General features: G+C 60.1%; 12 protein-coding genes. 9 read left to right on the plus strand and 3 right to left on the minus strand.

Features of this window, described 5'->3' with window-relative positions; genetic code table 11:
* The coding region (locus VF672_RS18800; RefSeq protein WP_331106060.1) for a cation:proton antiporter at positions 1 to 954 on the plus strand (954 nt) is incomplete at its 5' end.
* Positions 955 to 995: 41 nt separating this feature from the next.
* Here the strand turns inward: VF672_RS18800 and dapC are convergent.
* From dapC to map, 3 genes are all read right to left on the minus strand, one after another.
* Positions 996 to 2192 (minus strand): succinyldiaminopimelate transaminase, encoded by a 1197-nt coding sequence (gene dapC / locus VF672_RS18805; RefSeq protein WP_331106061.1) that lies wholly within the window; start codon positions 2190 to 2192, stop codon positions 996 to 998.
* A 96-nt stretch (positions 2193 to 2288) separates the two neighbouring features.
* Entirely contained in the window at positions 2289 to 4988 is a 2700-nt protein-coding gene (locus VF672_RS18810) for a [protein-PII] uridylyltransferase (RefSeq protein WP_331106062.1), read from the minus strand.
* An 83-nt stretch (positions 4989 to 5071) separates the two neighbouring features.
* The gene (map, locus tag VF672_RS18815) at positions 5072 to 5854 is read right to left on the minus strand and encodes a type I methionyl aminopeptidase (protein WP_331106063.1); all 783 of its coding nucleotides are present in this window, start codon (positions 5852 to 5854) and stop codon (positions 5072 to 5074) included.
* Between the two features lie 350 nt (positions 5855 to 6204).
* Between map and rpsB the strand changes: the two genes are divergently transcribed.
* The 8 genes from rpsB (at position 6205) to rseP (ending at position 13717) form a co-directional block, all read left to right on the plus strand.
* On the plus strand, positions 6205 to 6945 hold the full coding sequence (gene rpsB / locus VF672_RS18820) for a 30S ribosomal protein S2 (protein ID WP_037014262.1): 741 nt from the start codon (positions 6205 to 6207) through the stop codon (positions 6943 to 6945).
* Positions 6946 to 7131: 186 nt separating this feature from the next.
* Entirely contained in the window at positions 7132 to 7995 is an 864-nt protein-coding gene (tsf, locus tag VF672_RS18825; RefSeq protein WP_331106064.1) for a translation elongation factor Ts, read from the plus strand.
* 207 nt (positions 7996 to 8202) lie between these two features.
* The gene (pyrH, locus tag VF672_RS18830; RefSeq protein ID WP_037014256.1) at positions 8203 to 8946 is read left to right on the plus strand and encodes a UMP kinase; all 744 of its coding nucleotides are present in this window, start codon (positions 8203 to 8205) and stop codon (positions 8944 to 8946) included.
* Positions 8943 to 9500: a ribosome recycling factor gene (gene frr, locus VF672_RS18835; protein ID WP_331106065.1), complete on the plus strand. Its 558-nt coding sequence runs from the start codon at positions 8943 to 8945 to the stop codon at positions 9498 to 9500. The genes pyrH and frr overlap by 4 nt, the downstream gene beginning before the upstream one ends.
* Before the next feature lie 16 nt (positions 9501 to 9516).
* Positions 9517 to 10272, plus strand: a complete 756-nt coding sequence (uppS, locus tag VF672_RS18840; RefSeq protein ID WP_074891303.1) for a polyprenyl diphosphate synthase — start codon at positions 9517 to 9519, stop codon at positions 10270 to 10272.
* A complete protein-coding gene (locus tag VF672_RS18845; RefSeq protein WP_331106066.1) occupies positions 10272 to 11090 on the plus strand; it encodes a phosphatidate cytidylyltransferase in 819 nt (272 codons plus the stop codon). Before uppS ends, VF672_RS18845 begins: the two co-directional genes overlap by 1 nt.
* Positions 11087 to 12277, plus strand: coding sequence for a 1-deoxy-D-xylulose-5-phosphate reductoisomerase (gene ispC / locus VF672_RS18850; protein WP_331106067.1), 1191 nt, complete (start codon positions 11087 to 11089; stop codon positions 12275 to 12277). Before VF672_RS18845 ends, ispC begins: the two co-directional genes overlap by 4 nt.
* Before the next feature lie 87 nt (positions 12278 to 12364).
* Positions 12365 to 13717 (plus strand): sigma E protease regulator RseP, encoded by a 1353-nt coding sequence (gene rseP, locus VF672_RS18855; protein ID WP_331106068.1) that lies wholly within the window; start codon positions 12365 to 12367, stop codon positions 13715 to 13717.
* The last annotated feature ends 71 nt before the right edge of the window (positions 13718 to 13788 follow it).

Below are 13788 nucleotides of genomic sequence, written 5' to 3' on the forward strand. Positions count from 1 at the left end.
GCCGAGCGGCTTGAGCTGTCCGGGATCCTCTCGGCGGTGGCGGCGGGGATGATGCAAAGCTGGGTCGACCTGCTGCCGCGCCAGACCAGCACCCGGTTGCTTAATCGTAGCGTCTGGACACTGTTGGAGTTTGCCTTCAACGGCCTGATCTTTTTGCTCCTCGGCCTGCAACTGCCGGACATCATCACCGCCGTGACCCACCACGAAGCGACCCTGTGGCCAACCCTGTTGTGGCGTTGCCTTGATGTGCTGGCCATCTTCGTCGTGCTCGCGGTGTTGCGTTACATCTGGGTGCAGAGCGTATGGCGGCTGATGATCCAGATCAGGCGCTGGCGCGGCAGGGGCGACGGAACCCTGGACCTGTCGACCCGTTCGTCACTGCTGCTGACGGTGGGCGGCGTTCGCGGCGCTGTAACCCTTGCGGGCACGCTGTCGGTGCCGATGCTGATCAACGTTGGTGTCGATTTTCCCGAGCGTGACTTGCTGATTTTCATTGCCGCCGGGGTCATCCTGCTGTCGCTGGTGTCGGCGAGCATTGGCTTGCCGCTGCTCCTGCGTGGGCTTATCAGTGAACCTGACATGCGACTCAAGCGCGAGGTGCGCGATGCCTGGAAGCGCACCGCCCAGGCGGCCATTCAGACGCTGGAGAACGAAGCGATTCCCGCCGCGACGGATTCGCCCGACGCCGCCCAGGCAGTGCTTGCCATGGAAGTGAAGGCGCGGATCATGTCTGAATACCGGCACCGTCTGGAGATTTTCAACGACACCGCCGAGGCCCAGGCGCTGGCGTTCCAAATGGACCAGCTGGAGAAACGCATGCGCATCAACGCCCTGCGTGCCCAGCGGCTGGAGCTGTACAACTTGCACCGTCATCACCAGATCGGCGACGACGTGCTGCGCAGCGTGCTGGCGGAACTCGATCTCAATGAAGCCAATCTAGGTCTGGCGCACTGAGGACATTGGCGGGCCTCAGCGCTTAGATTGCCAGCGGGGGATCAGCGACGCGTAACAAAATCCCGGATGCGCTGCGCGGCTTCGACGCATTCGGCCAGCGGTGCAACGAGGGCCATGCGCACGCGGCCGGCGCCGGGGTTGAAGCCGTCGACATCGCGGGACAGGTAAGAGCCTGGCACCACCGTCACGTGCTCGGTAACGAACAGATCCCGGCAGAAGGTTGCGTCGTCTGTCCCCACGTCAGGCCACAGGTAAAAGCCGCCATCCGGGCGCTGTACATCCATGACTGGGCTGAGAATTGCCAGCACAGCGTCAAACTTCTCACGGTACAGCGTGCGGTTGGCGCGCACGTGTTCTTCGTCGCTCCAGGCCGCGATGCTCGCCAGTTGCGTCTGCACCGGCATTGCACAGCCGTGGTAGGTCCGATAGAGCAGAAATGCCTTGAGGATGTCGGCATCACCCGCGACAAAGCCCGAGCGCAGGCCTGGCAGGTTCGAGCGCTTGGACAGGCTGTGGAACACCACGCAGCGCTTGAAATCCTGACGGCCCAGTTCCGCGCAGGCACTGAGCAGGCCGGCCGGCGGCGTGGCCTCGTCGAAGTACAGCTCGCTGTAACACTCGTCCGCAGCGATCACAAAATCGTGCTTGTCGGCCAGGGCGATGAGTTTCTTCAGGGTGTCCAGCGGGATCAGCGCACCGGTCGGGTTGCCCGGCGAGCATAAGAACAGAATCTGGCAGCGGTCCCAGATGTCAGCGCTGACGGCGTCGAAATCCGGGTTGAAACCGTGCTCGGCCAGACACGGCAGGTAGTGCGGCGTGGCGCCGGCCAGAAACGCCGCGCCTTCATAGATCTGGTAAAACGGATTGGGGCTCACCACCAGACCGTTGTCGCTGCGATTGACGACTGTCTGGGTGAACGCGAACAACGCCTCACGGGTGCCGTTGACCGGCAGCACATGTTTAGCCGGATCCAGGCAACCCGTCGGTACGTTGAAACGGCGCTCGCACCAGCTGGCGATGGCTTCACGCAGCGCGGGAATGCCGGCCGTGGTGGGGTAAACCGCCATCTGATCGAGGTTGTCGGCCAGCGCCTTGGCCACAAACTCCGGGGATTTGTGCTTGGGTTCGCCGATCGACAGGGCGATGGGGTGTTTGTCCGGGTTCGGCGTGACCGCACCGAGCAAAGCCCGGAGTTTCTCGAAAGGGTAGGGCTGAAGCTTCTGCAGGGCGTTATTCATGTCCAATCGTTCTCAAGGCTGGGCGCCCGCACTCGTTTTCACGAATTGGCTGGGCGCCGCTGAATCAAGTCGTTAAGTCGTGCCGTCCTGGCGGGTTCAGATGCTGATGCGCAACTCGCTGCCGGGCTCCGGATTGACGCTGAGCTGTTCGATGATTTCATCCTGCAGGCGTCTGCACAGTTGCGGATCGGACAGCGGCTGATGGTTCTCATCGGTCAGGAAGAACACGTCTTCCACGCGCTCGCCCAGCGTGGCGATCTTGGCGTTCTGCAACGACAGGTCGAACTCCAGAAAAATTTTGCCCAGTCGCGCCAGCAGCCCGGGGCGATCCGGCGCACTGAGCTCCAGCACCGTGACCGGCCGCTGAGCGTCGTTGGAGATTGTCACCACGGGTGCAAACGCGAAGTGCTTGAGCTGGCGCGGCACCCGCCGTTTGATGATGGTCGGGTAGTCGTCGGGGTTGCGCAGCGCGTCGGTCAGGCCGTCGCGAATGGCCTTGATGCGCTCCGGATTGTCGCCGATCGAGCCGCCTTCGCTGTCGAGCACGATGTAGGTGTCGAGGGTGAACTGGCTGGTTGAGGTAATGACCCGGGCGTCATGGATGTTCAGGTTCAACTGATCCATCGCCGCCACCGTCACCGCGAAAAAATCATGCTGGTCGGGCGCATAGATGAAAATCTGCGTGCCGCCTTCGAATTCCCGCTGGGTGGTTTCCTTGATCAGCACCAGCGGCCCGCCGTCAGCCGGCTGCTGCAATATTGCATCGCTGTGCCAGGCCACGTCGCCTGCGGTGTGGCGCAGAAAATAATCATCGCCCAGTTGCGACCACAATTGCTCGACGTCGTCGGGGTCGGTGCCGCTGCGCACCAGGATATCCAGCGCGGCGCTTTGCGTTCCGCGGATCTGCTCCTCGCGGTCGACCGGGTTTTCCAGTCCACGCTTGAGCGCGCGCTTGGTCTCGGTGTAGAGCTGGCGCAACAGGCTGGCGCGCCAGGAGTTCCACAATGTCGGGTTGGTGGCGTTGATGTCCGCGATGGTCAGCACGTACAGGTAGTCCAGATGCACTTCATCGCCGACGAACTGGGCAAAATCATGGATCACCTGCGGGTCGGACAAGTCCTTGCGCTGGGCGGTGGTCGACATCACCAGATGGTTCTGCACCAGCCAGACGATCAGCTGCGTGTCCCATTGCGGCAGGTGATGGCGGACACCGAACGCCTCGGCATCCACCGCGCCCAGTTCCGAATGATCGCCGCCGCGGCCCTTGCCGATGTCGTGATAAAGGCCGGCCAGGTAAATGAGCTCGGGCTTGGGCAGCTTCGCCATGAGCTTGCTGGCGAGCGGGAATTTCTCTGACACCTGCGTGTATTGCAGCTTACGCAGATGCTTGATCAGATTCAGCGTGTGGGCATCGACCGTATAGATGTGGAACAGGTCATGCTGCATTTGCCCGACGATGTGCCCGAACTCCGGCAAGTACAAGCCGAGAATGCCGTAGCGGCTCATCCGGCGCAGGTTGCGGTGGATGCCGATCTCGCACTTGAACAGCTCGATGAACAGGCTGGTGTTACGGATATCGTTGCGGAAATCGTCGTTGATCAGGTAGCGGTGTTCCCGCAGAAGCCGAATGGTGTCGGCCCGTACGCCTTTGATTTCAGGGCGCTGCGCCATCAGCACGAAAATCTCGAGCATCGCGAACGGCGTGCGCTTGAAGACGTTCGGGTGGGTTGCCTCGATGTAGCCGTCGTGCAGCTGGAAACGCGAGTTGATTGTCTCGGTCACCGTGCCTTCGTCATCCGCGAGGATCACTTCCTCGAAGTGCTGGATGATCAGGTCGCTGAGCTGCGCGATGCTCATGACCACCCGGTAGTACTTCTGCATGAAGCGCTCGATGGCAAGCTTGGCATCGCTGTCTTCGTAGCCCAGCAGGCGCGCGATGCTGGTCTGGTAATCGAACAGCAGACGGTCTTCGGAACGACCGGCCAGCATGTGCAGCGCGTAGCGGACCTTCCACAGGAACTCCTGGGAGGACGCCAGCAACGCGTGTTCACTCTCCAGCAGGAAACCTTCGTCCGCCAGCGCGTGAAGGTTCAGCGTGCCGTATTGTCGACGGGCCACCCAGAGAATGGTCTGAATATCGCGCAGGCCGCCGGGCGAGCCTTTGACGTTGGGCTCAAGGTTGTATTCGGTGTCGAAATACTTGTGATGGCGGTTCTTCTGCTCGGCGCGTTTGGCCAGGAAGAAATCCTTGCTCGGCCACATTTCGCGGGTACTGGTGACGGCCAGCATGCGCTGGCGCAGCCGCTCGGGCCCGGCAATCGTGCGGCTCTCCATCAGATTGGTGATCACCGTCAGGTCGGCCCGCGCTTCGGTGACACATTCGTCCACCGAGCGCACGCTCTGACCTACTTCCAGGCCGATGTCCCACAGCAGCGTGAGGAAACGCTCGATGGAATCCCGGAAAACCTCATGGTCGGCGCTGTCCAGCAGGATCAGCAGATCGATATCGGAATACGGATGCAGCTCGCCGCGACCGTAACCGCCGACCGCCAGCAAGGCGATGTCGGCATCCTCGCTCCAGTCGAACTGATCCCAGGCCTGCTGCAGGATGTTGTCGACGAACCAGGCGCGGTCCTCGATCAGCCGCCGAATCTCCCGGCCAGACTTGAAGCGTCCGTCCAGCACTTCACGCGCTTGGCGGATGGCTTTCTTGAAGGCGGGTATGGGGCTGGCCTTCAATGCCAGCTCGGCCTGAAACTGGCCGCGATCGAACAAATCTGGGTCCACCTGCGGCATCGAACTGCTTTCCTTCTATCTATACCGACCGTAGTAAAGCGACCGTACTGGCTGTGCCGACCTTGAGGCGAGTGGCTCCGCAGTCAGGCCGAGGTGCGGGCGATGGTGTCATCGCTGCGCAGGGTGAAAATCTCATACCCGGTCGCGGTCACCAGAATGGTGTGCTCCCACTGCGCCGACAGCTTGCGATCCTTGGTGATGGCTGTCCAGCCGTCGCCCAGCAGACGCGTGTCGGCCTTGCCCTGGTTGATCATCGGCTCGATGGTGAAGGTCATGCCTTCTTTCAGCTCCATGCCGTCACCGGCCTCGCCGTAGTGCAGCACTTGCGGCTCTTCGTGGAACACCCTGCCGATGCCGTGGCCGCAGTATTCGCGGACCACGGAGAAGCCATTCTTTTCGGCGTGCTTCTGGATCACTTCACCGATATCACCCAGGTGCGCGCCGGGCTTGACCACTTCGATGCCTTTATAAAGGCACTCTTGGGTGACGCGGGACAGACGCTCGGCCCACTCGGGCACTTTGCCCACGTGGAACATCTTGCTGGTGTCACCGTGGTAGCCGTCCTTGATGACGGTCACGTCGATGTTCAGCACGTCGCCATTCTTCAGCGGCTTCTCGTTCGGAATACCGTGGCAGACCACGTGATTGATCGAGGTGCAGATGGATTTCGGAAAACCCTTGTAATTCAGCGGCGCCGGAATGGCTTTCTGCTCATTGACGATGTAATCGTGGCAGAGGCGGTCCAGCTCGTCGGTAGTCACGCCAGGCTTTACGTGGGCGCCGATCATTTCCAGCACGTCGGCAGCCAGGCGGCCGGCAATGCGCATCTTTTCGATGTCTTCGGGGGTTTTCAGTGTCACGGTCATTAAACAGGCTCTCTCGGCGCGGCATGGCCACGGCTTCATACGGAAAAAACGCGATTCTACCAGACCGCCGTCAGGCGGGTTATCATCGCGCCTCACATTGACGCCGGCTGAAGGGCGGGCAGAATGCCTGGCCACTGATGCGAGGGGATAAAACCGTCCGGAAAACAGGCGCTTATTTCGAGTTCCGTTATCCAGTCTTTTGTGATATAAAATGCGCCGCTTTACGGGGTATGCCCCGAAAGCTCTAACCCACACACGTGTCGACACGATGACCTGGGTGCCTTCGGCTCAAGCCGCTGGTTGGTCATTGGGATACGTGGAGGCCTAACCCGACTTATCAAGGAACTATCATGTCCCAAGTCAATATGCGCGATATGCTGAAGGCCGGTGTGCACTTCGGTCACCAGACCCGTTACTGGAACCCGAAAATGGGTAAATACATTTTCGGCGCGCGTAACAAGATCCACATCATCAACCTTGAAAAAACCCTGCCTATGTTCAACGAAGCTTTAACTTTCGTTGAGCGCCTGGCTCAGGGCAAAAACAAGATCCTGTTCGTCGGCACCAAGCGTTCCGCTGGCAAGATCGTTGCTGAAGAAGCAGCACGTTGCGGTTCGCCGTACGTCGATCACCGCTGGTTGGGCGGCATGCTGACCAACTTCAAGACCATCCGCGCTTCCATCAAGCGTCTGCGTGATCTTGAAATCCAGGCCGAAGACGGCACTTTCACCAAGCTGACCAAGAAAGAGGCGCTGATGCGTACTCGCGATCTGGAAAAGCTGGACCGTAGCCTGGGTGGTATCAAGGACATGGGCGGTCTGCCAGACGCTTTGTTCGTTATCGACGTTGATCACGAGCGCATCGCGATCACCGAAGCCAACAAGCTGGGTATCCCGGTCATCGGCGTTGTCGACACCAACAGCAGCCCTGAAGGCGTTGACTACATCATCCCGGGCAACGATGACGCAATCCGCGCTATCCAGTTGTACATGGGTTCGATGGCTGACGCTGTTATCCGTGGTCGCAACAACAATGCTGGCGGCACCGACGTTTACGCTGAAGAAGCTCCAGCGGCAACTGTTGAAGGCTGAGTAACAAACGCCTGGCGTTGACTCAGTACGCAAAAAGGGGGCTTGGCCCCCTTTTTGCCACCTCGAAAACCATCTGACGTTGCCATCGATCTTATTGTCATGTGCAGCAGTCACCATGGATTTTCAAGAATTGAACGCCCGTCTTGCGGGTGGAATGGTTGAAGACCTATCCAAGAGGATTTTGAAATGGCAGAGATTACTGCAGCGTTGGTCAAAGAACTGCGCGAGCGTACCGGCGAAGGCATGATGGATTGCAAAAAGGCCTTGACCAAGGCTGGCGGCGACATCGAAAAAGCCATCGACGATATGCGTGCTTCGGGCGCAATCAAGGCAGCCAAGAAAGCAGGCAACGTTGCTGCTGAAGGCGCTATCGCTATCAAGGACGACGGCAAAGCCGCAGTCCTGATCGAAGTCAACTCCCAGACCGACTTCCTGGCTCTGCAGGACGACTTCAAGGCATTCGTCGCTAAAAGCGTTGAGAAAGCCTTCGCTGACAAGCTGACCACCGTTGAGCCTCTGGTTGAAGCGCAAGAAGCTGACCGTCTGGTTCTGGTTGGCAAAGTAGGCGAGAACGTCAACATCCGTCGTCTGGCGCGCATCGAAGGCGACGTCCTGGGTTCGTACCTGCACGGCAACAAGATTGGCGTGGTTGTAGTGCTCAAGGGCGGCAACGCCGAACTGGCGAAAGACATCGCCATGCACGTCGCAGCAACCAACCCTGAGTTCCTGCTGCCTTCGGACGTTTCGCCAGAAGCGATCGAGCGCGAGAAGAACGTCTTCATGCAGTTGAACGAAGACAAGCTGAAAGGCAAGCCTGCTGAAATCGCCGACAAGATGGTTGCCGGCCGCATCAGCAAGTTCCTGGCTGAAGCCAGCCTGGTTGAGCAAGCGTTCGTCAAGAACCCGGAAATCAAGGTCGGTGAACTGGCCAAGAAAGCCGGCGCTGAAATCGTTTCCTTCACCTACTACAAAGTAGGCGACGGCATCGAGAAGCCAGTCGACAACTTCGCTGAAGAAGTCGCTGCTCAAGTAGCTGCAAGCAAGCAATAAGACGGTTTTTAACTGTCGCCCCGAAGAGGCTGCCCGCTAACGCGCGCAGCCTCTTTGTCAAAGCGGCACGCGGAAGTGTTATTGCGTTTTGCAGGGTTCCGCCCACAAGGCAGCCGTTCCCTGAAGCAGTGACCTGGAGTTAGCGCAGGCCGAACACGGCCCGCAACTCGGACGATTTTTTTTCAAACGCCGCAGGAGAGATTCGCAATGGCTCAGCAGGGCAGTGGCTATCAAGCTCGCTATAAACGCATTCTACTCAAGCTCAGCGGCGAGGCCCTGATGGGGTCTGAAGAGTTCGGCATAGACCCGAAGGTGCTGGATCGCATGGCACTGGAGGTCGGTCAGCTGGTCGGCATCGGCGTTCAGGTCGGTCTGGTCATCGGCGGCGGCAACCTGTTTCGCGGCGCAGCGCTGAGCGCAGCCGGTATGGATCGCGTAACGGGCGACCATATGGGCATGCTGGCCACCGTGATGAACGCGCTGGCGATGCGTGATGCGCTGGAGCGCGCCAACATCTCGGCCATCGTGATGTCCGCCATCTCCATGGTTGGCGTGACCGATCACTACGATCGTCGCAAGGCCATGCGCCATTTGAACGCCAAAGAAGTGGTGATCTTCGCAGCCGGTACCGGCAATCCGTTCTTCACCACGGATTCGGCGGCGTGCCTGCGCGCGATCGAGATCGACGCTGATGTTGTGCTCAAGGCAACCAAGGTCGATGGTGTGTACACTGCCGATCCATTCAAGGACCCGCATGCCGAGAAGTTCGATCGTCTGACCTATGACGAAGTGCTGGATCGCAAGCTGGGTGTAATGGACCTGACCGCTATTTGTCTGTGTCGTGACCACAAGATGCCACTGCGTGTCTTCAATATGAACAAGCCCGGCGCCTTGCTGAACATTGTGCATGGCGGCGCGGAAGGTACTTTGATCGAGGAAGGCGAACAATGATCAACGAAATCAAGAAAGACGCTCAAGCACGGATGCAGAAATCCCTTGAGTCTCTGGCCCATGCATTTGGCCAGATCCGTACCGGCAAGGCGCACCCGAGCATTCTGGGCAGCGTGATGGTGCCGTACTACGGTTCCGACACCCCGTTGAGCGGCGTTGCAAACGTCACCGTCAAGGACTCGCGCACGCTGCAAGTCGTGGCGTTCGAGCGCAACATGCTCGCGGCTGTCGACAAGGCGATTCAGAGCGCTGGCCTGAACCTCAACCCGACCAACCTGGGCGAGATGCTGTTGATCTCCATGCCTGCCCTGACAGAAGAGACCCGCAAGGGCTTCACCAAGCAGGCACGCAGTGCTGCGGAAGACGCACGCGTTGCCGTGCGCAATATCCGCCGTGACGCGCTGGGTGAACTCAAGAAGCTGGTCAAGGACAAGGAAATCAGCGAAGACGAAGAGCGCCGCGCTGCTGCCGACATCCAGAAGTTGACGGACAAGGCAGAGGCGGACATCGACGCCGCGACCAAGTCCAAAGAAGCGGACCTGATGGCCGTATAAAGGCCGGGAAGCTTTCATGGATAAGACAAAGCTGGCTGCGCCGGCATCGGTGCCGCGTCATGTCGCGATCATCATGGATGGGAATAACCGCTGGGCCAAGAAGCGTCTGCTACCGGGTGTAGCAGGCCACAAGGCTGGCGTCGATGCTGTTCGAGCGGTGATTGAGGTCTGTGCCGAAGCCAAGGTCGAGGTGCTGACCTTGTTCGCGTTTTCCAGCGAGAACTGGCAGCGCCCGGCCGAAGAAGTCGGCGCGCTGATGGAGTTGTTTTTCACGGCATTGCGTCGCGAGACCAAGCGCTTGAACGAGAACGGCATCAGCCTGCGCATCATCGGTGATCGTTCGCGGTTCCATCCCGAGCTTCAGGCCGCCATCCGCGAAGCCGAGCAGCGCACTGCCGAGAACAGCCGCTTTGTCCTGCAGATCGCTGCCAATTACGGTGGTCAGTGGGATATCGCCCAGGCTGCCCAGCGACTCGCCCGTGAAGTTCAGGCGGGTCATCTGCGACCGGAAGACATCACCCCGGAACTCCTGCAGACCTGTCTGGCCACCGGCGACCTGCCATTGCCCGACCTCTGCATTCGCACGGGCGGCGAGCACCGCATCAGTAATTTTCTGCTCTGGCAGCTGGCGTATGCCGAGCTGTACTTCTCCGACCTCTTCTGGCCGGACTTCAAACACGATGCCATGCGCACTGCGCTGGCCGATTTCGCTTCTCGCCAACGTCGCTTCGGGAAAACCAGCGAGCAGGTAGAAGCTGGAGCCCGCGCTTAATGCTTAAACAACGAATCATCACTGCGTTGATCCTTGCGCCGCTGGCCTTGTGCGGCTTCTTCCTTCTTGAAGGCGGCAGCTTTGCGCTCTTCATCGGCGCGGTCGTCGTGCTCGGTGCCTGGGAATGGGCTCGTCTTTCCGGCTTCGAAGCACAATCAAGCCGCGTGCTGTACGCCGTGGTGGTCGCCGCGCTGTTGTTTCTGTTGTACCTGCTGCCCGATCTCGCGCCGTGGTTGCTGGTAGCGGCACTGATCTGGTGGCTTGCGGCAACCTGGCTGGTGCTTACGTATCCCGCGTCCAGCGAGCATTGGTCCAGTGCACTCTGCAAGCTGGTGATCGGGCTGTTGATCCTGCTGCCGGCATGGCAGGGCCTGGTGCTGATCAAGCAAATGCCGCTGGGCAACTGGCTGATCCTTTGCGTCATGATTCTGGTATGGGGTGCCGACATCGGTGCCTATTTCTCCGGCAAGGCGTTCGGCAAGCGCAAGCTGGCCCCGACGGTCAGTCCGGGTAAAAGCTGGGAAGGTTTGTACGGTGGTCTGGCCGCGTGTCTGCTGATCACGGCGGTTGTAGGTGCTTATCGCGGCTGGTCGGTGAGTGAAATCATCTTCGCCCTGGTGTGTGCGGCCGTCGTGGTGCTGATCTCGGTCGTTGGTGATCTGACCGAGAGCATGTTCAAACGCAAATCCGGGATCAAGGACAGCAGCAATCTGCTGCCGGGCCACGGTGGCGTGCTGGACCGTATCGACAGCCTGACCGCCGCCATTCCAGTGTTCGCCTTGCTGCTCTGGGCTGCCCAGGACTGGGGCATCCTTTGAGTACGCCCCAGCTCATTACCGTGCTTGGCGCAACGGGCTCGGTGGGCTTGAGCACCCTTGACGTCATCGCGCGGCATCCGACGCGGTATCAGGTGTTTGCCCTGACAGGTTTCACACGTCTGGCCGAGCTATTGGCCTTGTGCGTACGTCATACCCCGCAGTTTGCCGTGGTGCCCACGACAGCTGCCGCCCGCCAGTTGCAGGACGACCTGCGCGCGGCCGGACTCGATACGCGGGTACTGGTGGGGGAGGGCGGGCTTTGTGAAGTTTCCGCACACCCTCAGGTGGACACGGTGCTGGCCGCGATCGTTGGTGCGGCCGGTTTGCGCCCGACCCTGGCCGCCGTCGAGGCAGGCAAGAAAGTGCTACTGGCCAACAAGGAAGCGCTGGTCATGTCCGGCGCCTTGTTCATGCAGGCTGTTCGCCGCAGTGGCACAGTGTTGCTGCCGCTGGACAGTGAGCACAACGCGATTTTCCAGTGCCTGCCGCGTGATTATGAGAGCGGTCTGGAGCGGGTCGGCGTCAGGCGCATTCTGCTGACAGCATCCGGCGGCCCCTTCCGCCAGACGCCGCTTGCCGAACTGGAGCATGTATCACCGGACCAGGCGTGTGCGCACCCCAACTGGTCCATGGGCCGCAAAATTTCAGTCGACTCCGCGAGCATGATGAACAAGGGCCTTGAGCTGATCGAGGCCTGCTGGCTGTTCGACACGACGTCTGCGCGGGTCGAGGTGGTGATCCACCCTCAGAGCGTGATCCACTCAATGGTCGATTACGTGGATGGCTCGGTGCTCGCACAGTTGGGCAATCCCGACATGCGTACGCCCATCGCCCATGCGCTGGCCTGGCCGGAACGCATCGACTCGGGTGTCTCGCCGCTGGATCTGTTCAGCATCGGGCGGCTGGACTTTGAAGCACCGGACGAAGTGCGCTTCCCATGCCTGCGTCTGGCGCGGCAAGCTGCCGAAGCCGGCGCCAGTGCGCCTGCGGTCCTGAACGCCGCCAATGAAGTCGCGGTCGCCGCGTTTCTCGATGGGCGCATTCGTTATCCGGAGATCGCGAGTATGATCGACGAGGTCCTGAACCTTGAGCCAGTTGTCGCGGTGTCCGAGCTGGAAACCGTCTTTGAAATAGACGCGCGTGCGCGCGAACTGGCCGAGCAGTGGCTGGGTCGGTATGGTCGTTAAGCAGTCGGTCCAGGCCGCAATGTTTTTACTGATTTGCACGCAATGTGGGCTTCAACGCACCGCTAGATCGGTACCCGGAGAGCAGCGATGAGCGCGCTATATATGATTGTCGGCACCCTGGTTGCGCTGGGTGTGCTGGTGACGTTCCACGAGTTCGGGCACTTCTGGGTGGCGCGGCGCTGTGGCGTCAAAGTGCTGCGTTTTTCAGTGGGCTTCGGCATGCCGTTGTTGCGCTGGAGCGATCGCAAGGGCACCGAGTATGTAGTGGCTGCCATTCCGCTCGGTGGCTACGTGAAAATGCTCGACGAACGGGAGGGCGATGTCCCGCCCGAGCTGGCGGACCAATCCTTTAACCGTAAAACGGTTTATCAGCGCATTGCCATCGTGATTGCCGGACCGATCGCCAACTTTCTGCTGGCGATTGTATTTTTCTGGGTACTCGCAATGATGGGCAGCCAGCAGGTCCGGCCCGTGGTCGGTGGCGTCGAGCCAGGCAGTATTGCGGAAAAGGCCGGGCTCAGTGCCGGTCAGGAAATCGTGTCCGTTGATGGAGACGCAGTAACCGGATGGGCGGCCGTGAACCTGCAGCTGGTGCGGCGCCTCGGCGAGACCGGCAGCATCGCATTGAAGGTGCGCGAGCAGGGTTCTGACGTCGAAACCCCGCGTTCACTGGTGCTCAATGACTGGCTGAAAGGCGCGGACGAGCCTGACCCGATTAGGTCACTGGGTATTCGCCCGTGGCGTCCGGCCTTGCCACCGGTCCTGGCCGAGCTGGATTCGAAAGGTCCGGCGCAGGCGGCTGGGTTGAAAACCGGAGACCGCCTGCTGGCCCTCAATGGTGAGCCTGTCGACGAATGGCAAAAGGTGGTGGATTGGGTTCGTGTCCATCCCGATACGCGAATTTCGATACGCCTCGAACGTGACGGTGCGCAGCTTGAAGTACCGGTTGATCTGGTGACGCGCGGAGAAGGCACGGCTGCGACCGGGTATCTTGGCGCCGGCGTGAAAGGCGTGGATTGGCCGCCGGAGATGTTGCGCGAGGTCAGCTATGGCCCTGTAGCCGCCGTTGCAGAAGGCGCGCGGCGAACCTGGACCATGAGCGTGCTGACCCTCGATTCGCTGAAGAAAATGTTGTTCGGCGAGCTCTCGGTAAAAAACTTGAGCGGACCGATAACCATTGCTAAAGTGGCGGGCGCTTCGGCCCAGTCAGGCGTAGGTGACTTCCTGAATTTCCTCGCTTATCTGAGCATAAGCCTGGGCGTTCTCAATTTGCTGCCCATACCCGTGCTGGATGGGGGGCACTTGCTGTTTTATCTGATCGAGTGGGCGCGTGGTCGACCACTGTCGGAAAAAGTGCAGGGCTGGGGGGTTCAGATCGGTATCAGTCTGGTGGTTGGAGTGATGTTGCTCGCACTGGTCAACGATCTGGGACGACTGTAAAAGCTACGCCGAATTGTGAATCTGCCGCATTTTGCGGCAGTTTGTTTATTGCCAGTTGGAATAAGAAAGGA

Origin of the sequence: Pseudomonas sp., from assembly GCF_036387035.1 — a bacterium.
Lineage (GTDB): Bacteria > Pseudomonadota > Gammaproteobacteria > Pseudomonadales > Pseudomonadaceae > Aquipseudomonas.

Bases quoted from the DNA above. Each gene is read 5' to 3' on its own strand.
- VF672_RS18845 (WP_331106066.1), top strand. From the start codon at position 10,272: ATGCTTAAACAACGAATCATCACTGCGTTGATCCTTGCGCCGCTGGCC.
- frr (WP_331106065.1), top strand. From the start codon at position 8,943: ATGATCAACGAAATCAAGAAAGACGCTCAAGCACGGATGCAGAAATCC.
- rseP (WP_331106068.1), top strand. From the start codon at position 12,365: ATGAGCGCGCTATATATGATTGTCGGCACCCTGGTTGCGCTGGGTGTG.
- pyrH (WP_037014256.1), top strand. From the start codon at position 8,203: ATGGCTCAGCAGGGCAGTGGCTATCAAGCTCGCTATAAACGCATTCTA.
- map (WP_331106063.1), bottom strand. From the start codon at position 5,854: ATGACCGTGACACTGAAAACCCCCGAAGACATCGAAAAGATGCGCATT.
- rpsB (WP_037014262.1), top strand. From the start codon at position 6,205: ATGTCCCAAGTCAATATGCGCGATATGCTGAAGGCCGGTGTGCACTTC.
- VF672_RS18810 (WP_331106062.1), bottom strand. From the start codon at position 4,988: ATGCCGCAGGTGGACCCAGATTTGTTCGATCGCGGCCAGTTTCAGGCC.
- uppS (WP_074891303.1), top strand. From the start codon at position 9,517: ATGGATAAGACAAAGCTGGCTGCGCCGGCATCGGTGCCGCGTCATGTC.
- dapC (WP_331106061.1), bottom strand. From the start codon at position 2,192: ATGAATAACGCCCTGCAGAAGCTTCAGCCCTACCCTTTCGAGAAACTC.
- tsf (WP_331106064.1), top strand. From the start codon at position 7,132: ATGGCAGAGATTACTGCAGCGTTGGTCAAAGAACTGCGCGAGCGTACC.